The sequence below is a fragment of the Xanthobacter sp. DMC47 genome, from assembly GCF_056313845.1.
In genome coordinates this window covers 191,126-210,846 of record NZ_JBQUZM010000004.1, presented here as the reverse complement: position 1 = coordinate 210,846, position 19,721 = coordinate 191,126, and the positions used below count along the sequence as shown (strand labels likewise).

The 19,721-nt window shown below is 67.0% G+C and carries 16 protein-coding genes and 1 tRNA gene; 12 read left to right on the top strand and 5 right to left on the bottom strand.

Going from position 1 to position 19,721, the window contains the following annotated elements; genetic code table 11:
- Positions 1-46: 46 nt before the first annotated feature.
- From rseP to lpxB, 7 genes are all read left to right on the top strand, one after another.
- The gene (gene rseP, locus ACT54R_RS12785; RefSeq protein WP_168457051.1) at positions 47-1,204 is read left to right on the top strand and encodes an RIP metalloprotease RseP; all 1,158 of its coding nucleotides are present in this window, start codon (positions 47-49) and stop codon (positions 1,202-1,204) included.
- Positions 1,205-1,410: 206 nt separating this feature from the next.
- Positions 1,411-3,906, top strand: a complete 2,496-nt coding sequence (gene bamA / locus ACT54R_RS12780) for an outer membrane protein assembly factor BamA (RefSeq protein ID WP_476326829.1) — start codon at positions 1,411-1,413, stop codon at positions 3,904-3,906.
- Positions 3,907-4,367: 461 nt separating this feature from the next.
- Positions 4,368-5,465, top strand: coding sequence for a UDP-3-O-(3-hydroxymyristoyl)glucosamine N-acyltransferase (gene lpxD, locus ACT54R_RS12775; RefSeq protein WP_476326827.1), 1,098 nt, complete (start codon positions 4,368-4,370; stop codon positions 5,463-5,465).
- A complete protein-coding gene (gene fabZ, locus ACT54R_RS12770; RefSeq protein ID WP_168456819.1) occupies positions 5,462-5,968 on the top strand; it encodes a 3-hydroxyacyl-ACP dehydratase FabZ in 507 nt (168 codons plus the stop codon). Before lpxD ends, fabZ begins: the two co-directional genes overlap by 4 nt.
- Positions 5,968-6,774, top strand: coding sequence for an acyl-ACP--UDP-N-acetylglucosamine O-acyltransferase (gene lpxA, locus ACT54R_RS12765; RefSeq protein WP_476326824.1), 807 nt, complete (start codon positions 5,968-5,970; stop codon positions 6,772-6,774). Before fabZ ends, lpxA begins: the two co-directional genes overlap by 1 nt.
- A gap of 3 nt (positions 6,775-6,777) precedes the next feature.
- Positions 6,778-7,719 carry an LpxI family protein gene (locus ACT54R_RS12760; RefSeq protein WP_476326822.1) on the top strand — a complete coding sequence of 314 codons (942 nt, stop codon included), beginning with the start codon at positions 6,778-6,780 and terminating at the stop codon, positions 7,717-7,719.
- Entirely contained in the window at positions 7,716-8,912 is a 1,197-nt protein-coding gene (lpxB, locus tag ACT54R_RS12755; protein ID WP_476326820.1) for a lipid-A-disaccharide synthase, read from the top strand. The genes ACT54R_RS12760 and lpxB overlap by 4 nt, the downstream gene beginning before the upstream one ends.
- Positions 8,913-9,013: 101 nt before the next feature.
- On the opposite strand, the gene gltA is transcribed toward lpxB, so the two are convergent.
- The 4 genes from gltA to ACT54R_RS12735 all read right to left on the bottom strand — a co-directional run bounded on the left by gltA (position 9,014) and on the right by ACT54R_RS12735 (position 14,750).
- The gene (gene gltA / locus ACT54R_RS12750; RefSeq protein WP_024279289.1) at positions 9,014-10,324 is read right to left on the bottom strand and encodes a citrate synthase; all 1,311 of its coding nucleotides are present in this window, start codon (positions 10,322-10,324) and stop codon (positions 9,014-9,016) included.
- Positions 10,325-10,492: 168 nt separating this feature from the next.
- The gene (mobA, locus tag ACT54R_RS12745) at positions 10,493-11,143 is read right to left on the bottom strand and encodes a molybdenum cofactor guanylyltransferase MobA (RefSeq protein ID WP_476326818.1); all 651 of its coding nucleotides are present in this window, start codon (positions 11,141-11,143) and stop codon (positions 10,493-10,495) included.
- A 98-nt stretch (positions 11,144-11,241) separates the two neighbouring features.
- A complete protein-coding gene (locus ACT54R_RS12740) occupies positions 11,242-13,989 on the bottom strand; it encodes a glycosyltransferase (protein WP_476326816.1) in 2,748 nt (915 codons plus the stop codon).
- Positions 13,990-14,246: 257 nt separating this feature from the next.
- Positions 14,247-14,750, bottom strand: a complete 504-nt coding sequence (locus ACT54R_RS12735; protein ID WP_476326814.1) for a hypothetical protein — start codon at positions 14,748-14,750, stop codon at positions 14,247-14,249.
- 206 nt (positions 14,751-14,956) lie between these two features.
- Here ACT54R_RS12735 and ACT54R_RS12730 point away from each other — a divergent pair, with 206 nt between their 5' ends.
- On the top strand, positions 14,957-16,582 hold the full coding sequence (locus ACT54R_RS12730; protein ID WP_476326812.1) for a glycoside hydrolase family 17 protein: 1,626 nt from the start codon (positions 14,957-14,959) through the stop codon (positions 16,580-16,582).
- Here ACT54R_RS12730 and ACT54R_RS12725 read toward each other — a convergent pair.
- Complete coding sequence (locus tag ACT54R_RS12725) at positions 16,542-16,940, bottom strand: hypothetical protein (RefSeq protein ID WP_168456824.1); 399 nt, start codon at positions 16,938-16,940, stop codon at positions 16,542-16,544. The genes ACT54R_RS12730 and ACT54R_RS12725 overlap by 41 nt on opposite strands.
- A 242-nt stretch (positions 16,941-17,182) precedes the next feature.
- On the opposite strand from ACT54R_RS12725, the gene mgtE reads away from it, so the two are divergent.
- From mgtE to ACT54R_RS12705, 4 genes are all read left to right on the top strand, one after another.
- Positions 17,183-18,601: a magnesium transporter gene (gene mgtE / locus ACT54R_RS12720; RefSeq protein ID WP_476326810.1), complete on the top strand. Its 1,419-nt coding sequence runs from the start codon at positions 17,183-17,185 to the stop codon at positions 18,599-18,601.
- 116 nt (positions 18,602-18,717) lie between these two features.
- Positions 18,718-18,966: a hypothetical protein gene (locus ACT54R_RS12715; protein ID WP_476326808.1), complete on the top strand. Its 249-nt coding sequence runs from the start codon at positions 18,718-18,720 to the stop codon at positions 18,964-18,966.
- Positions 18,967-19,080: 114 nt separating this feature from the next.
- The gene (locus ACT54R_RS12710) at positions 19,081-19,386 is read left to right on the top strand and encodes an ETC complex I subunit (RefSeq protein WP_168456827.1); all 306 of its coding nucleotides are present in this window, start codon (positions 19,081-19,083) and stop codon (positions 19,384-19,386) included.
- Between the two features lie 73 nt (positions 19,387-19,459).
- A tRNA-Arg gene (locus ACT54R_RS12705) sits at positions 19,460-19,536 on the top strand.
- Positions 19,537-19,721 lie beyond the last annotated feature (185 nt).

The following is a 19,721-nucleotide window of genomic DNA, read 5'->3' as shown; positions in this document are numbered from 1 at the left end:
TGTAGGGTGATCCCGCCCGCGGGCACGGGGAGAAGAGGAACCGATGATGGATGTGATTTCTGGTCTTGGTGCGAACCTTGGCACGCTGTCCTCCACTCTCCTCGGCTATGTCATCCCGTTCCTGTTCGTCCTGACGCTGGTGGTCTTCTTCCACGAGCTGGGTCACTTCTGGGTGGCGCGGCGCGCCGGCGTCCGCGTGCTGACCTTCTCGCTGGGCTTCGGGCCCGAGATCGCCGGCTTCAATGACCGGCATGGCACCCGCTGGCGCATCGCCGCGGTGCCGCTCGGCGGCTATGTGCGCTTCTTCGGAGACGAGGACGCAGCCTCCACGCCCGACGCCGCGCGCCTCTCCCAGATGACCGCGGCCGAGCGCAACGAAAGCTTTTTCTACAAGCCGGTCGCCTGGCGCGCGGCCATCGTCGCCGCCGGACCCATCGCCAATTTCCTCCTGGCCATCGCCATCTTCGCCATCGTCTTCATGGTGTTCGGCAAGCAGGTGACGGCGCCGCGCGTGGACCAGATCAACCCCGGCAGCGCCGCCGAGATCGCCGGCTTCAAGCCCGGCGACCTGGTGCTGGAGATCGACGGCGCCAAGGTGGAGAGCTTCTCCGACATGCAGCGCATCGTCGGCTCCCACGCCGGCCAGCCGCTGGCCTTCACCGTCGCCCGGGGCGACCGCGAAGTGACCCTGACGGCCACGCCCGAGCTGAAGGAAGTCAAGGACCCCTTCGGCAACAGCCACCGGACCGGGCTGCTTGGAATCTCGCGCTCGCTGGCGGCTGGCGACGTGACGACTCAGCGGTTCGGCCCCGTCGAAGCCATCGGCATGGGCGTCCAGGAAACCTGGTTCGTGGTGGCCCGCACCTTCGATTACCTCGGCGGCCTGGTGGCCGGGCGCGAGTCGGCAGACCAGCTCGGAGGCCCCATCCGCATTGCCCAGGTGTCCGGGCAAGTCGCGACATTTGGTATCGGGGCACTTCTGTCCCTGGCGGCGGTGCTATCCGTGTCTATCGGATTGCTTAACCTCTTTCCGATCCCGCTGTTGGATGGCGGACACCTTCTGTTCTACGCTTTCGAGGCGATCCGTGGACGCCCGCTGAGTGCCCGGACGCAGGACATCGGCTTCCGCATCGGCCTTGCGCTGGTGCTTATGCTGATGATCTTCGCCACCTGGAACGACGTGCTGCATATTGCTGCAATGTAAGGGATTTTGATTTGTCGCACCGGGGTCGTGGCGAGCGGGCAACGGTCTCCGGAAAAGGGCAGTCTTCGGCCGCGGTTCGGTTTGCACCTGCGGTAAAAGCCTGTACAAGCGGCATCGCAGGGTGAGAATCCGTCCCTGTGCCCGGTGCGTTTGTCCGGGGAAGGCGGCGGGTTCGAGAACAACGAAATTTCAAGGTTGCGCACCATATGACTGCTACGCTCCGGGTCCTGAGAAATCTGGCCGCCGCCTTTGGTCTCGCCGCCTGCGTTGCGGCGGGTTCGGTGGCCGGTTCTCTCGTTGTGGCGTCCCCCGCCGCAGCCCAGTCCAGCTCCATCGTGGTTGAGGGCAACCGCCGTGTGGACGCGGATACCATCCGCTCCTATTTCGGCTCCGGTCCCTACACGGCTGCCAAGATCGACGAGGCCTGGAAGGCGCTCTACGCGACCGGCCTCTTCTCGGATGTGCAGATCAACCAGTCCGGCGGTCGCATCGTGGTGCGGGTGGCCGAGAACGAGGTGATCAACCGCGTCATCTTCGAGGGCAACAAGAAGCTCAAGGACGAGATGCTCGAGGGCGAGGTTCAGTCCAAGCCGCGCGCGCCGTTCAACAAGTCCACCGTCCAGGCCGACACCCAGCGCATCATCGAGATCTATCGCCGTTCCGGCCGTAGCGACGTGCGCGTCAACCCGGTCACCATCGACCGCGGCAACGGCCGCGTCGATCTGGTCTTCGAGATCACGGAAGGCAGCAAGACCGGCATCAAGGACATCAAGTTCGTCGGCAACAAGGCCTTTTCGGACTGGAAGCTGAAGGACGTGATCTCCACGACCCAGACCAACTGGCTGTCGTTCCTGAAGTCCACCGACGCCTACGATCCCGACCGGGTGAACTCGGACCAGGAGCTGCTGCGCCGCTTCTATCTGAAGAACGGCTATGCGGACTTCCGCATCGTCGGCGCGACCGCCGAGCTTGATCCCGGTGGCGGCGGCTACATCCTCACCTTCACCCTCGAAGAGGGTGACCAGTATCGCTTCGGCAAGGTCGATGTGGTGTCCAACATCCGCGACTTGTCCGCCGACTCCCTGAAGCGCGTGGTGCGCGCCCAGGAGGGCCAGATCTACAACGCCGAGCTGGTCGAGAAGTCGGTCGAGAACCTCACCATCGAGGCCTCCAAGTCCGGCTATGCCTTCGCCCAGGTCCGTCCGCGTGGCGATCGGGATTTCCAGGCCAAGCTCATCAACGTGGCGTTCGTGCTCGAGGAAGGCCCGCGGGTCTACATCGAGCGCATCGAAATCCGCGGCAACACCCGCACCCGTGACTATGTCATCCGGCGCGAGTTCGATATCGGCGAGGGCGACGCCTACAACCGCGTGCTGGTCGATCGGGCCGAGCGCCGGCTGCGCAACCTCGGCTACTTCAAGAACGTGAAGATCACCACCGAGCCGGGCTCCGCGCCCGACCGTGTGATCCTCGCGGTGGACGTGGAAGACCAGCCCACGGGCGAGTTCTCCATCTCCGGTGGCTATTCGACCGCGGATGGCATCATCGGCGAGGTCTCGCTGGGCGAGAAGAACTTCCTTGGCCGTGGCCAGTACGTGAAGGTGTCCGGCACCCTCGGCCAGTATTCGCAGGGCGCGGAATTCTCCTTCACCGAGCCCTACTTCCTCGGCTATCGCGTGGCCGCCGGCTTCGACCTCTACTGGAAGAACACCGAGACCACGAGCTACACGCCGTATGGCACCAACATGGTCGGTGGCGGCCTGCGCCTCGGCCTGCCCATCACGGACGAGATCACGCTCGCCCTGCGCTACAACCTCTATCAGCGCTCGATCAACCTTTGCAGCGGGTATGGTGATCCGGGCACTGCCTATTACAACTACTGCGCGACCTCGATTTCCTGGGCCATTCGTGACGCCGAAGCTCAGGGTGCGACCATTACCTCGGCGCTCGGCTACACGCTGTCGTTCAATTCGCTCGACAACAACCAGAACCCGACGCAGGGCATCTATGCCGAGCTGAAGCAGGATCTGGCTGGCGTCGGCGGTGACGTGAACTTCATCCGCACCACGGGTGACATTCGCCACTACACGCCGCTGCCGGGCGACAGCGTGCTGATCCTGCGGGGTCAGGCGGGCTACGTCTCCTCGTGGGGCGATCAGGATCTGGACGTTCTGGACAACTTCTACATGGGTCCGAACCTGGTCCGCGGCTTTGCGCCCTCCGGTATCGGTCCTCGCGATCTCGCACCCTGCGCGAAGTCGAATGCCGGCACTCCGCTCGCCTACAACTGCTACAACAATCAGCTCAATGCTCTGGGCGGCACCACCTACTGGGGTGTCTCTGCGGAAGTCCAGTTCCCCTTCGCCTTCCTGCCCAAGGATATCGGCATGAAGGGTGCGATCTTCGCGGATGCCGGCTCGCTGTTCGATTATAACGGTCCGACCACCTTCCCCCTCGTGCCGAACTACAAGGGAAGCAATTTCTACGGCAACCCGAACTTCGTGACCTGCCCGGCCGGTTCCCAGAATGCCAAGGGTAACGTGTGCGTCTATAACGACGACACGATCCGATCCTCGGTTGGCGTCAGCTTGATCTGGCAGTCGCCGTTCGGTCCCCTGCGCTTCGACTATGCCTGGGTGCTTTCGCAGGCCCAGTTCGATCAGACCCAGGCGTTCCGCTTCTCGGGCGGCACCCGGTTCTGACCTGACCGAATAGAGCGGTTGCGGCGGACCTTGTTGCCGGAACCCCTAAGGGATGAGACCTCAAACTGCCTCTCCGGTGCGTTGCATCGGGGAGGCAGTCTCGCTATGGGAGGGGCGTATTTCGCACTGACGCGCCGATCCCAGCCGCAACGGTTTCGCCTTCGAGGTCTTCGTCCCCGGCCCAATCCCTTGTCGAGGTTCTCGCCCGCACCGGCCTTTGCCTGCGCCGCGCCGATCTCCCGGATGGCCAGCCAGATGAGGACCCTCCGAGAACAGAGACCCGCTTCTGGCCAAGACGTGCTGAAGGTTGCGACGTGCCCACGTTTGCCCGTGAGGGGCGGCTCGCCTTCGGCCGGCCAGCCTTCGATCGGCGCGGTCACGGATGAGGCGTGCCCCGCCGGGCGTGTTGCTCCGTACGTGGAACCACCCGTTTCGTTCTCCGGCGCCTGGGCGTATCCGTCATGAGTCACGACCTTTTTTTCCCGCTTCCGGAGCCTCTGACCCTCGCAGAAGTGGCTGCGCTCGCAGGGGCGCGGCTCGCCGCCTCCAGTCCGGAGGAAGAAGCTGAGCTTGGCGCCCGCCGCATCAGCGGCCTTGGCACCCTGGAAACCGCCGGTCCTGACGAACTCGCCTTCTGCGATTCCTTCCTCTTCGCGGAGAAGCTCGGGAGCGTGCGGGCTGGGGCCCTCATCACCTCCGAGCGCTTCGCTCCGAAGGCACCGGCCGGTCTTCCGCTGCTGATCGCTCCGCGTCCGGCCGCGGCCTTCCTCGCCGTGTCGCGGCGCATGTTTCCCGCCGCGCTCCGTCCGCTGCCAATCTTCGGCCATGAGGGCGTAGCCCCGGGTGCCCAGGTCCATCCGAAGGCGCGCCTGGAGGATGGGGTGACGGTGGACCCCGGCGCGGTCATCGGCCCCGGCGCCGAGATCGGCGCGGGTTCGGTCATCTGCGCTGGCGCCATCATTGGCCCCCACGTACGCATCGGCCGGGGCTGCGCCATCGGCCCTGGCGCCAGCGTGATCCACGCTTATGTCGGCAATGGCGTCATCATCCATGCCGGCGCCCGGATCGGCTCGGACGGCTTCGGCTATCAGCCGAGCCCGGCCGGTCATGTGAAGGTGCCCCAACTCGGCCGGGTGGTGGTGCAGGACAATGCGGAAATCGGCGCCAACACCACCATCGACCGTGGTGCCATTACCGACACGGTGATCGGCGAGGGCAGCAAGATCGACAACCTGGTCCAGATCGCCCACAACGTGGTGATCGGCCGTCATTGCATCGTCGTGTCCCAGACCGGCATCTCGGGCTCGACCACGCTCGGGGATTTCGTGATGCTCGGCGGGCAGGTGGGCGTCGTGGGCCATGTCACCATCGGTACCGGCGCGCAGATCGCCGCTTCAAGCAACGTGAAGGGCGATGTCCCGCCGGGCGTGCGCTGGGGCGGCTCGCCGGCAAAGCCCGTGCGCGAATGGTTCCGCGAAGTCGCGACGCTCAAGCGCATCGCCGCTGCCGGCGCTCGCCGGGGCAAGGACGACGAGGAAGGGGAAGGACCGCAGGAATGAACGACACCACGCGCGCAGCCGGAGAGGCCGGTGCGTCCCAGGCCGAAGCCCCCAAGGTGCTCGGCAGCGCGGACATCCAGAAGGTGCTCGCCTGCCTGCCGCACCGCTATCCCATTCTCATGGTGGACCGGGTGGAGCAGATCGACGGCGATCTCTCCTGCATCGGCGTCAAGAACGTCACCGCCAACGAGCCGCACTTCCTCGGCCACTTCCCGGGCAATCCGGTGATGCCCGGTGTCCTCATCATCGAGGGCATGGCCCAGACGGCAGGGGTCGTCTGCGTGCTCGGCAAGGAAAACAAGGAGAAGCCCTCGCTGGTCTATTTCATGACCATCGACGAGGCGAAGTTCCGTCGTCCCGTGGTGCCGGGAGATGTGCTCGAATACCACATGACCCGCATCAGCCGCCGCCGCAACATGTGGTGGTATCGCGGCGAAGCCAAGGTGCGCGGCGAGCTGGTGGCCGAGGCCAAGGTCGGCGCAATGATCGTGGAGAACAGCTAGTGGCGAAGATCGATCCCACCGCCCGGGTAGAGAACCCAGCGGGGCTCGCGGATGATGTCGAGATCGGTCCTTATGCCATCCTCGGTCCGGACGTGGTGCTTGAAGCGGGCGTGAAGCTGCACGCTCATGTGGTTATTCAGGGTGTCACCACCATCGGCGCGCGCACGCAGGTCTTCCCCTTCGCTTCGCTCGGCTCGGCGCCGCAATCGGTGCACTACAAGGGCGAGCCGACGAAGCTCGTCATCGGCACCGATTGCATGCTCCGCGAGCACGCGACGGCGAGTACCGGCACGGTGGGCGGCGGCGGCGTCACGCGCATCGGCAACGGCGTGATGATGATGACGGGCTCCCATGTGGGCCATGACTGCACGGTCGGCAACGGCGTCATCTTCGCCAACAACGCGGTGCTCGGCGGCCATGTGAGCGTCGGTGACTTCACCTTCCTCGGCGGCCAGTGCGCGGTGCACCAGTTCACCCGCATCGGCGCCCAGTGCATGATTTCCGGCCTCACCGGCGTGCGCGAGGATGTGATCCCCTTCGCCAACGTGCTCGGACAGGCCGGCAAGCTGGTCGGCCTCAACGTGGTGGGCATGAAGCGGCGCGGCTTCACCAAGTCCGACCTGCACGCGGCCCGCGCGGTCTATCGCGATCTTTTCTTCGGCGAGGGCACGTTCGACATGCGCCTCGAGAAGGTGCGGCAGATGGTGGGGGAATCGGCGTTCGCGGCGGCCGTGGTGGCCTTCATCGATGCCGATCGCAAGCGCCCCATCTGTCATCCGGCGCGGGGCGTCATCAAGGAGGATTGAGCCGTGGGCCTGCCGGGGGAAGACGGGCAGGGGCGTGCCGTGGGGGCGGCGCGTGGCCCGGGTTTGGCCGGCCTCGGCGCGTCGCAGAAGCGCGGCGCCCTCAGCCAGGGACCGCTCGGCATCGTCGCCGGCAGTGGCGCCTTTCCTGCTGCGGTCGCCGAAGCGGCCGCGGCTGATGGGCGTGAGGTGGTGCTGCTTCTCATCCAGGGCTTCGCCGATCCGGCGCTGGAGCGCTGGCCGCACCTCTGGTTCCGCCTCGGTTCGCTCGGCTCCGTCACCACATGGGCCAAGGCGCGCGGGGTGCGCGATGTGGTCATGGTGGGTGCCTTGACGCGCCCGCGCGTGCGCGACCTCGGGTTTGATTTCACCATGCTGCGGCTGCTGCCGCGTATCGCCCGCCTGTTCCGGGGCGGCGACAATCACTTGCTCTCGGGCGTTCTGGGCCTCGTGGCTGAGCAGGGGTTCACCCTGGTCGGCGCGCATGAGGTGGCCCCCCGCCTGCTGCTTCCGCAGGGCGTGCTCGGCGCCCGCCGGCCGAGCGAGACTCAGCAGGCGGACATCGCACGAGGGCTCGACGTGATCCGCGCCCTCGGTCCGTTCGACGTGGGGCAGGGGGTGATCGTGGTGGATGGGCTCGTCGCGGCCGTCGAGGCCGCGGAGGGAACGGACCAGATGCTGGCCCGCTATGGCGATATGCGCCGCTCCGGCCGGCTGCGCTTCGCCGCCGGCAAGGGTGTTCTGGTCAAAGCGCCGAAGCCGGGCCAGGACCGCCGGGTGGATCTGCCCTCGCTCGGCCCGCAGACCGTGAAACGGGCGGCTGAGGTGGGCCTCGCCGGCATCGCCTTCGAGGCGGGGGGCGCCATCGTGCCGGATGCGCAGGCGCTGGTGGAGGCGGCCGATGCCGCCGGCCTGTTCGTCGCTGGCATCGGAGGGCGTGTCGCGTGAGCATCGAGAACGGCGGGCGCCCGCCGCGGATCTTCATCGTCGCGGGGGAGGAATCGGGGGACCAGCTCGGCGGCGCGCTGATGGAGGCGGTTGTCGCCGCCGCGCCCGGGGCCACCTTCCGGGGCGTCGGCGGCTGGCGCATGGCGGCGTCGGGCCTCGACAGCCTCTATCCCATGGATGACCTGACCGCCATCGGCATCGCCGCCGTGGTCGGAAAGCTGCCCACCATCCTGCGGCGCCTCAGGGAGACGGTGGAGGCGGTTCTGGCCGACCCACCGGATGTGCTGGTGCTGGTGGATGCGCCGGACTTCACCCACCGCGTGGCGGCGCGGGTGAGGGCGCGCAACCCGAACATTCCCATCGTCAAATATGTCTCGCCCACGGTGTGGATCTGGCGCTCGGGGCGGGCGGCGGCCATGCGGCCCTATGTGGATGCGCTGCTCGCGTTGCTGCCGTTTGAGCCGGAGGTTCACCGCAGGCTGGGCGGGCCGCCCACCTTCTATGTGGGCCACCCCCTGCTGCAGCGGCTCGGCGAACTGAGGCCGTCCTCGGTCGAGGCGGAGCGGCGGCGCGCCAAACCGCCGCTGGTACTGGTGCTGCCCGGCAGCCGGCGGCGGGAGATCGCACGCATTGGCGCCGACTTTGGCGCGGCGCTTGCCGAAGTCGGCCGCACCCACGAGATGGAGCTGGTGCTGCCCACCCTGCCGCGGCTGGAAGGGCTGGTGCGCGAGACGATCGCGCAGTGGCCGCTGAAGCCGCGCGTGGTGACGAGCGAGGCGGAGAAGCTCGCCGCCTTCCGCTCCGCCCACGCCGCCCTCGCCGCATCGGGCACCGTGACGCTGGAGCTGGCGCTCGCGGCCATTCCCCATGTCGCCGCCTATCGTATCGGCTGGCTCGAGGCGCAGATCGGCCGGCGCGTGCTGAAGGGCACGACCGTGATCCTCGCCAATCTGGTGGCCGGCGAGAATGTGGTGCCGGAGTTCCTGCAGGAATATTGCACCGTGCCGGCGCTCGTCGGCGCCCTGTCCGCTTTGCTGGAGGACAGCCCGGCGCGGCAGCGGCAGGAGCAGGCGTTCGCCAGCTTCGACGAGATTTTCGGCATCGCCGGCCCCAGCCCCAGCGCGCGTGCGGCCGAGGTGGTCCTCCGCCTCGCACGGGAGGGACGTCCGGGCGCTCTGCCTCCACCGCGTTGAGGCGGCGTCTGATCCCAAGGGCCACCAAACGAAACACGCATCCCCAAACGAAAAACGCGGCCCGGAGGCCGCGTTTTCCTGTTTCAGACACTCTTCAGAGCTCACTTGCGCTTGGACATGGCCACGTAGTCGCGCTGAGCGGCACCGGTGTAGAGCTGGCGGGGACGGCCGATACGCTGGCTCGGGTCTTCGATCATCTCCTTCCACTGGCCGATCCAGCCCACGGTGCGGGCGAGGGCGAACAGCACGGTGAACATGGTGGTGGGGAAGCCCATCGCCTTGAGGGTGATGCCCGAATAGAAGTCGATGTTCGGGTAGAGCTTCTTCTCGATGAAGTAGTCATCGTGAAGCGCGATGCGCTCCAGCTCCACGGCCACGTCGAGCAGCGGATCGTCCTTGATGCCGAGTTCGGTCAGAACCTCATGGCAGGTCTGCTGCATGATCTTGGCGCGCGGGTCGTAGTTCTTGTAGACCCGGTGACCGAAGCCCATCAGGCGGAAGGGATCGTTCTTGTCCTTCGAGCGCTTGATGTACTCGGGGATACGATCCACGGAGCCGATCTCGGCCAGCATCTTGAGGGCCGCCTCGTTGGCGCCGCCATGGGCGGGGCCCCACAGGCAGGCGATGCCGGCGGCGATGCAGGCGAAGGGGTTGGCGCCGGAAGAGCCGGCGAGGCGCACCGTGGAGGTGGATGCGTTCTGCTCGTGGTCGGCGTGGAGGATAAAGATCTTATCCATCGCCTTCGAGAGAATCGGGTTGACCTTGTATTCCTCGCACGGGACAGCGAAGCACATGCGCAGGAAGTTCGACGTATAGTCGATATCGTTCTTCGGATAAACAAACGGCTGGCCGATGGAATACTTGTAGGCCATGGCCGCCAGCGTCGGCATCTTCGCGATCATGCGGATCGATGCGATCAGGCGCTGGGTCGGGTCGGAAATGTCGGTGGAGTCGTGATAGAAGGCCGAGAGCGCGCCGACCGAGGCCACCATGATGGCCATGGGGTGGGCGTCGCGGCGGAAGCCCTGGAAGAAGCGGGTCATCTGCTCGTGGACCATCGTGTGATTGGTCACGGACTTGTCGAATTCCGCCTTCTGCGCCGCAGTGGGGAGTTCGCCGTAGAGCAGGAGGTAACAGGTCTCGAGGAAGTCACCGTTCTCGGCGAGCTGCTCGATGGGGTAGCCGCGATACAGCAGCACGCCTTCGTCGCCGTCGATGTAGGTGATCTTGCTTTCGCAGGAAGCGGTCGAGGTAAAGCCGGGGTCGTAGGTGAACATCCCGGTCTGGCCGTAGAGCTTGGAGATGTCGACCACGTCGGGTCCGATGGAGCCTTCGTGGATCGGAAGGTCCCAGCTCTTCTCCCCCAAGCTTAGCTTGGCCGCTTTTGCCCCGGTGTTGGTGGTGGCGTCCATGGATCCCTCATCCTTTGGGCGGACAGACCCGTTTTCGGCAGAGGTCCGGAGGTGGCGGTCCGGTCTCCGAGCGGCAAGTCCGTCTCCGCTCCGGCATCTTCGCGAATGCGAAGCCGCCGTCCTGCAGTCCTAAACCCTCCCCAATCCTGCCGCAAGCATGACCATGCTTCATTGGCGGGCAACGAGGCGTTTCTCTGCAATGGCAAGGTCTTCCGGCGTGTTCACATTGAAGAATGGGTCGTCCGGAAGGCCCTCCCACGTCACCGTTACGGCATTGAGGGCATCGAGGAGAAGCCCGACTTTCAGCCGTCCCGACGCAAGGCTATGCCGCAGCGCGGCGTGAGCCGCCGCGGGCCATACCGCGATCACCGGATGGCGCTGTCCGCCGGAGCCTGCGCATACCACAGTGCCGGTCTCCCGATGCCGTTCCATGAGCCGAACGACGAGATCGTCGGGCAGGAACGGCGTGTCGGCGGCTACGGTGAGAAGGCTCGCTCCGGGGGCTGCCTGCGCCAGATGCTCCAGCCCCGCGAGCACGCCGGCCAGCGGCCCGGGATGACCGGCGATGGTATCCGGCAGCACGGGCAGGCCGAATCCGGCGTAGGTGCCGGCGGGCGCATTGGCATTGATGAGGAGGGGACCCGCCTGCGGACTCAGGCGTTCGATGACGTGCGCGATGAGGGGGCGCCCCCCCAGCGGCACCAGCGGCTTTTCCACGGCCCCCAGCGCCGGCGCATTGATCCGCCGGCCCAGGCCGCCCGCGAGGATCAGCGCGGGGGGACGCAGGGTGGGGGGGGAAGCGGGCGGCTGATCGGGCATGGCTGTTCAGGGCGTCGCCATTTCAGGCGGTGAGGGGGAGGGCAAAAGCAAACGCCCGGCGCGGGGGCCGGGCGTTCGGTTCAGGTGTGCGACTTCGGTCAGTCCGCGACGGCGGGCGGCGCGTTGAGGCCGAGGCGGCGGGGCACCGCCGCGAGCTTGGCGCGGACGGCCCGCCAGGTGGCGAAGTCGTTCAGCCGCGAGGGCTCGAAGGCGCCGATGACGGCCGCGGCCACGAACGGCAGGCTCTGCACCAACAGGGCGATGCCGTAGAGGTTGATCTCGCGGATGTGGCGCCAGTCGTTGGAGGTCTTCACGATGGAAGAGCCCGGCAGGTTGTTCGCCACCAGCATGTAGGTGCCCGCGGCGATCAGGAGGCCACCGATGATCGCTTCCGGCAAGGCCGGGAAGGAGCGCGCCGCGCCGGCCAGCCAGTTGTTGCCCTTGGCGGTGCGGGCGAAGGCGAGATCCTTGTAGCGGAAGCCGTCGACCACCGCCTTCGCCACCGTGAACTGCACCGCGCTCGCCGCCACTGCCGCACCGAGCATGCGCAGCGGCGTGGTCTCCACCCTGAGGCGGTATAGGCTGATGAAATGCAGCACGTACACCAGGAAGGTGATGAGGATGGGCAGCGTCAGCACGTGGGCCGGCACCGAGATGGAGAAGTAGGCGACGAAGGGCACGAACAGCAGGGACGCGATGGCCATGAAGGCGCCCACCGATTCCGAGCCGAGCCAGGAGATCCAGCCGAGCACGAAGTGCCGCTTCTGGGCCGTCGTCAGGCGGGAATTGTTCGGCAGGAACCGGCGCCAGTGCTTCTTGATGATCTGGAAGCCGCCATAGGCCCAGCGGTGACGCTGCTTCTTGAACGCCTCGAAGGAGTCGGGCAGCAGGCCATAGCCGTAGCGCTTGCGGGTGTAGTGGGTCTTCCAGCCGTTCTCGGCGATGGAGAGGCCGAGATCGGTATCCTCGCAGATGGTGTCGGACGACCAGTTGCCGGCCTCCACCATGGCCGCGCGGCGGATGAGACACATGGTGCCGTGGACGACAATGGCGTCGTCCTCGTTGCGCTGCACCATGCCGATGTCGAAGAAGCCGGCATATTCGGCATTCATCGCCTCGTGCAGCGGGCTGCGGTGGCCGTCCCGGTGGTCCTGCGGTGCCTGGACGAGGCCCACGGTCGGGTCGTCGAACGCGGGCACGAGGTCCTTCAGCCAGTCCGGCGTCACCACATAGTCCGCGTCGATCACGCCGATGATCTCGGCGTCGGGAGCCGTGGCGTCGAGCGCGATGCGCAGGGCGCCGGCCTTGAAGCCCGACACCTTCTCGGCGTTGATGAACTTGATGTGGTCGCCGAGCGTGGCGCAGTGGGCGCGCACCGGCTCCACCATCGCCGGGTCCGGCGTGTTGTTGACGATGATGATCGCCTCGTAGTTGGGATACTCCAGCCGGGCGAGGGCATCGATGGTCTGGATCAGCATCTCCGGCGGCTCGCGATACGCGGGCACGTGTATGGAGACCTTGGGGAAGCGCGTGGGCGCCGCGTGCTTCTGCTCCTCGACGAGGCGCTTGGGGCCGTTGCCGAAGGCCACCGCCGCCAGTTCCTCGATGCGATAGAGCAGCACGAACACCAGCGGCACCAGCATCACCACGCTCAGGGCGAGGGTGAGGTAGTCACCGCCGCTCACATAGTGGTTGAGCCAGTAGTCCACCACCAGCGCCAGCCACGCGGCGACGCCGTTGGCCGAGGCGGCCAGCACAAGGCCCTGGGTCACGGTGAGGTCGCGCATGCGCAGCAGGGGCAGGGTGAACAGCACGCCCAGCAGCAGCGCCAGGATGGCGGTCTGGTTGTAGGTCTTCTCGAAGATCGGGCCGGTCAGGGGGAACTTCAGGGTGCGGTCCGCGTCGAACACGCCCCAGTACTGACCCACCGAGCCCTCGTTCTGCTTCTTGGGCAGGTCGAAGGCCTCGATGATGTTGTACTCGATGCCGAGCGCATCGGCGCGGGCGACGAAATTGCGGATGATCTTGGCCTGCTCCATGGGATCAGGCACGGAGGCCCCGCGGTTGTAGCCGTGCGAGGGCCAGCCGAACTCGCCGATCACGATGCGCTTGCCGGGATAGGCTGCGCGCAGGCGGTTGTAGGCGTTGATGCTGTAGTCGACCACCTGGTCCGCCGGCACGTCCTCCCAGTAGGGCAGGATGTGGGCGAGGATGAAGTCCACGGAGGCGACAAGCTCGGACCCACCCGGCTCCAGCCAGGTATTCCAGATTTCGCCGGTGCTCACGGGCACGTTGACCTGGCGCTTCACCTTGCGGATGACGGCGGCCAGCTCCGACGGGGTCATGTCGCCGCGCAGAAGCGTCTCGTTGCCGACGATGACGGCGTTCACGTTGCGGTTCTGGCGGGCGACCTTAACCACGCCGTCAATCTCAAGGTCGTTGAGGTCCTTAACGGTGACCTTCTTGCCGGTCTTCTTGTCGACCACCTCGATCGGCTTGCCCGTATCCTTGTCGACCTCGCGGTTCAGGTAGGCGCCGGCTGTCACGCGCAGGCCCTGCTCGGCCGCGATGGGGGCGATCAGTTCCTTGCCGTGGGTGGAAGAATACGTCCGCACGCCGCGGCTGTAGGGCGCGACGACCGCCATGTCCGAGCGCACCTGCGCCTCGGTGGTGGGGGCGTCACCCTCCGGGCTCATGTCCCGGGAGAAGGGCGCGAAGGACAGGCTCTGGAAGCGGTCCGTGATGTTCGGAGCGCTCGCCTCTGGACGCATGGAAAGCCACATCGCGGCGTGGAACGAGGTCACAACCGCAATGACCGCTGCCGCAGCAGCAAGACCGGGACGCATGGCGATGCCCACCCATCAGGGGAAGTCGGAACCTGAACGCTGGCTTAAGGCGCAGGTTCCAGAGGACGTTTCCGGGGAATTACGCGAACGGACCGGGGCACGCTTTCGACCTGCCCCACGGTCGGCACCGCAGCGTTAACGGTAAATTTACGCTGCAGTGCGTCGAGACACTAACACTCTCAGGCAGAGAGATAAATCCCGATCATGGCGCCTCTTCGACGCCGCTGCGTCAGCCGGGTGTCTGCGCAATGATCTTATTATTGCGCCGCGCCAGGGGCGGCAGGGGTTGCGCCCTGGGCGGCACCGGCGGCGGGGGCCGGGGCGGAGGCGACATAATCCGGGTTCACCCAGCACTGCTGGGCCCGCGCATCCACCCGCTCGCGCGCCTTGGTGTCGATCTTGCCCTGCCGCACGAGGCAGCGCACCGCCACCTTCAGGTGCTCGGTGGGGCAGCCGAAGCGCTCGTAGAATTCGAGATGACGCCGTGCGGTGTCCACGTCGTCGTTCCAGATCAGTGCGGCGATCCGCCGCCCGGTGAAGACGCATTCGGGCAGACCGGCCGCGCCGGGCAGCTTCGCCGCCTCATTGAACTCCTCGACCGAGCGGCGCTGCTCGGCTGCGGCCTTCTGCTCGGGGGTCAGCTCCGCCGCCGGCTTCTGGTCGGCCGACTGGGACTGGGACTGGGCCGAGGCCGGCGAGAGGCACGCGAAAACGATTGCGGCCGCGAGCAGCGGGAGGCGGTAGGGGTGCATGAGGATCATGATCTCGAGAAAATGGTCGGCGGGCGCCGCGCCCGACACCCTAGGAGAAGGGAGAGAATTTGTCAGCATGACGGCGCGGCGTTCGGCACATGCCGCATGGAAAGCGTGGCTTTCGCCTGCCGTCCGCCAAGGTTGAGGCGGAGGCTTCACACCGCCCGTCCAAGGCTCTATGTGGCGCGGGGGATACCTTCACCTCTGGAGACGAGATGCCTTCCTCCGTGCGGCTGCCGCTGGTGCTGGCGCTCCTGGTCTGTGGCCTCATCGCCGGCCTGTGGACCTATGTGGGGCGTCCGGTGGAGATGCCGCCGTCGCCGCTGGCCGCGGGCGAGAAGCTGCCTTGTGTCTCCTACGCTCCGTTCCGCGACGGCCAGTCGCCCTTCCAGAAGGGTCTGGTGATTCCCGAGGCGCAGATCGAGGAGGATTTCGTCCGCCTCGCGCAGATCACGTCCTGCGTGCGCACCTATTCCATAGAGATGGGCCTCGACAAGGCACCGGCGCTCGCCCGCAAGCACGGGCTCACCATGCTGCTCGGCATCTGGCTGGGGCCGGACGCGGACCGCAACCGCATCGAGCTGGAGACCGGCATCCGTCTCGCGAAAGAAAATCCCGACGTGGTTAAGGCCGTCGTTGTCGGCAACGAGGTGCTGCTGCGTGGCGAGATGTCGGCCACGGAACTCGCCAGCGTTCTCGCCCGCGTGAAGCGGGAGGTGGGCGGCGTGCCCGTCACCTATGCCGATGTGTGGGAGTTCTGGGAGCGCAACAAGGGCCTCACCGAGAACGTGGATTTCGTCACCATCCACATCCTGCCCTATTGGGAGGACCTGCCCGTCTCGGCCGAGGATGCCGGCCCGCATGTGGACGAAATCCGCCAGCGCATGGCCGAGGCGTTTCCCGGCAAGGAGATTCTCATCGGCGAGACCGGCTGGCCCAGCGCCGGCCGCATGCGCGAGGACGCGCTGCCCTCTCCCGCCAATCAGGCGCGGGTGATGCACGACGTGGTGGCGCTGGCCAAGCGCCAGGGCTACCGCGTCAACGTCATCGAGGCGTTCGACCAGCCCTGGAAGCGGCGCAGCGAAGGCACGGTGGGCGGCCATTGGGGCGTGATCGATGCCGGAACGCGCCTGCCCAAGTTCGCCTGGGGCCAGCCTGTGGAGGATTTTCCCGGCTGGAGGATGCACATCGCCGTCGGCATCCTCTCGGTCGCGGCCGTGTTCGGTTCGGCCTTCGCCGCCACCCGCCGCCGGGAGGAATTGGTGCGGCCGATGGAATGGTACGCGATCGCGGCCATCGCATTGTTCGGCGGGGCGACGCTGGGCGCCGCGCTCTCGGCGCTGCCGCTGGAAAGCCTGGGCTTCGTCGGCTGGCTGCGCAACGGCCTCATCCTTGCCGCCGCCGCGCTGGCCATGGTGACCGTGCCAGCCATCATCGTGCGCGGGCAGGGGCTCGCCGCCTTCTCGGTCGCGCTCGATTCCCGTCGCTGGTCCGCGACGTCCGGTGCAGCCATTGCGGCGGGGGCGGTTCTGGCGCTCGCGACGGTTGCGGTCGGTTCGGTGGCGTTCGAGCTGGTGTTTGATCCGCGCTACAAGGATTTCCCGGTGTTCCCGCTCACCGCGCTCGTGGCAGCGGTCGCTGCGCCGCTGCTCGTGCGGCGGGCGGATCGCGACGGCGCCGGCCTTGCCGAGCTGATCGCCATGTGGGTGCTGCTGGTGGCCGGCATCTACGTGCCGCTCAACGAGACTCTCGCCAACTGGCAGGCGGCCTGGTTCGGCGCGCTCTGCCTCGTCATGGCCTTCACGCTGTGGCGGGTCCAGGCCGTGCAAAGGAGAGGATGAGCATCATCGCCGCCAGCGCGCCGGCGACCTCGTTGTGGAAGACGAGGGCGAAGCTCGCGAACACCATGCCCACGGAGAAGGTGGCGAGGCCCGGCGCCAGAAGCTGGATGAGCGCCACCACCAGCGCCACGCCGCCGAACACGTTCCACAGCGACAGCGCCAGCACGGCGGCGCGGCCGTAGCAGCCGGCGCTTTCCAGTCCCGCCTCGCAGGCGAGGGAGACCAGCGTCGGCTCCACCACCATGTAGCGCATGTAGAGCGCCCATCCGACCGCGCCCATGCCCAGCGGAATCATCCAGTTGAGCGTGCGCGGCCCGGGGCGGAAGAGCGGGCGCTCGGAATAGGGCAGGGTGTTCATCTGGCAGCTCTCCGTCCGGCCGGCGGGTGCGTGTTCATAGTGACATGGAGACCGCGCGGTCCAGCGAAAAGGGAGGAGGCCCCGGGGAAGGCTTCACAAACGCCGCCGGGATCACTAGACGCAGCGGGAGGCACCTGCCCCTCCGTCGTGATGGGGGGCGGCCGGGGCCCATCTCCCCATTCCATGCCCGCATCCACACTGGAGGCGGGCGCCCGACCCCGTCCACCCTCCGGGAGGAGCCCATGCGCGACGATGCTGATCCGGCCGCCGCACTGGCTGACGCAGACGTCCCGGCGCTGACGGTGCGCGACGAGGACGGCGCTCTCTCGACTGCCTTCCGAAGTCGGGTCGAGGAGGCCATCTCCGCCCGCGACGTGGACGCGCTGAAAGCGGTTGCCAGCGACCTCCACGAAGCCGACATGGGCGACCTAATCGAGGAGCTGGATGCCGACGAGCGGCGCCGGCTCATCGAGATGCTGGGTCCCGCTTTCGACTTCACCGCCCTGACCGAGCTGGACGAGACCGTCCGCCTCTCCATCCTGCGCAGCCTCTCGCCGCTCACCGTCGCTCGCGGCATGCGCGACCTCGATTCGGACGATGCGGTCTACATCCTCGAGGATCTCGATGAGGACGAGATGGCCGCGGTGCTGGAGCACCTGCCGGCGCCGGAGCGGGTGGCGCTGCAGCGCTCCCTCGACTATCCCGAGGAGAGCGCCGGCCGGCGCATGCAGACGGAGTTCATCGCCGTCCCCCCGTTCTGGACCGTCGGCCGCACCATCGACTACATGCGCGAGACCGCCGACTTGCCGGACACCTTCTACGAGGTGTTCGTGGTGGACCCCGCCTATCGCCTCGTCGGCTCGGTGCCGCTCGACCGGCTGCTGCGCACGCGCCGCCCCGTGCTGATGAGCGCCGTAAAGGCCGAGCAGGCCAAGGTGGTGAAGGCCGCGCAGGATCAGGAGGACGTGGCGCGCATGTTCGAGCGCTACAACCTCGTCTCCGCGCCGGTGGTGGACGATGCCGGCCGGCTCGTGGGCGTCATGACCATCGACGATGTGGTGGACGTGATCCAGGAAGAGGCGGACGAAGACCTGCGCGCCCTTGGCGGCGTGCGCAGCGACGAGGAACTGTCGGACACCGTGGCCTTCACGGCCCGCAGCCGCCTGCCGTGGCTGGTGGTGAATCTGGGCACCGCCTTCGTGTCCGCCTCCATCATCAGCCTGTTCGAGGGCACCATCGAGAAGATGGTGGCGCTTGCCATCCTCATGCCGATCGTCGCCTCCATGGGCGGCAATGCCGGCACCCAGACCATGACGGTGGCGGTGCGCGCGCTCGCCACCAAGGAATTGTCCAGCCACAACGCGCGGCGCATCGTCTCGCGCGAGGTGCTGGTGGGGCTCGTCAACGGCACGACGCTCGCCTGCCTGCTCGGCCTCATCGCCGGGCTGTGGTTCGCCAACGTGCACCTCGGCATGGTGATTTCGTCGGCGCTGATCCTGAACATGATCGCCGCCGGCCTGTTCGGAATCCTCATTCCTCTCGCCATCTCCAAGCTCAAGCTCGATCCGGCGGTGGCCTCCGGGGTGTTCGTCACCATGGTGACGGACACGGTGGGCTTCTTCGCCTTCCTCGGGCTCGCCACATGGTGGTTCGCGACTTGACCGGTGCGGCTTGCATTCCCCTGCGATCTCCTCAACAAGAACGCGCCCGGCAGGTGCCGGACGTGGTGAAGGGTCAGCGGATGCGGAATACGGTTTGGAATCTGGCGGCGATGGCTGTGGCCACAGGACTCCTCTCGACGGCTCCCGCTCTTGCCGACAAGGCCGCCGCCGACCGCTGCGCGGCCAAGCTCTCCAACGATGCCCGCGCCATCTATGTGGCCAGCGCGCCGCTGCTGGTGAAGGGCGCCGACGGTCGCGCCGTGGTGACGGACCAGACCCGCTCCCTGGTGCTCTCGGGCAAGGTGAGCCACCTCACCGCGGCCGAATCGGCGCAGGCGGCGGCGGAGTGCCTCATTCTGCGCTGAAGGCCTTCGGGGGCGGGCGCGGCGCCGTGCTCGGTTGCCTCGCGTGCGCGCCTTCACTATAGACGAAACGGGCCGCCCGGCTGAGGCTGCCGGGCATTCTGACGGGTTCGAACCATGGTCGCTCGCATCTACAAGCCGTCGCGCAACGCCATGCAGTCCGGCGTGGCGAAGACCAAGCACTGGGTGCTCGATTACGAGCCGGAGCACGCGCGCCGCGTGGAGCCCCTGATGGGCTACACCTCCTCGGCCGACATGCGCAGCCAGATCCGCCTTTCTTTCGAGACGAAGGAAGAGGCGGTGGCCTATTGCGAGAAGCGGGGCATCCCCTATCGCGTGTCCGAGCCGCACGAGGCAGGGCGCCGGCGGATCGCCTATTCGGACAATTTCGCCTTCACCCGCACCGGCCAGTGGACCCACTGAGCCGGCCGCGCCCCGACCGCGACCGGGAAAGGCGCTTCCGCTGTGCGGCCGCACGCCGTAAAAGGCGGAACGGGGCCCCGTAGCTCAGCTGGATAGAGCGAGTGCCTTCTAAGCACTAGGTCGCAGGTTCGAGCCCTGCCGGGGTCGCCAATGGCTTGCCACGCTCTGGCGCGCCCATTGAGCTTTCTACATTTTCCGCCCCTGCTACCGCTGACCTGCGTCGCGAACATCCGTGTTCTGCGCGTTGTGCAGTGCAATAATTATTCGTCCGGGGTTACGCTCGTTCTGCCGCAGTGCAGCAAGGGCTCAGGAGATGCAGACCGTCGTCGCAATCA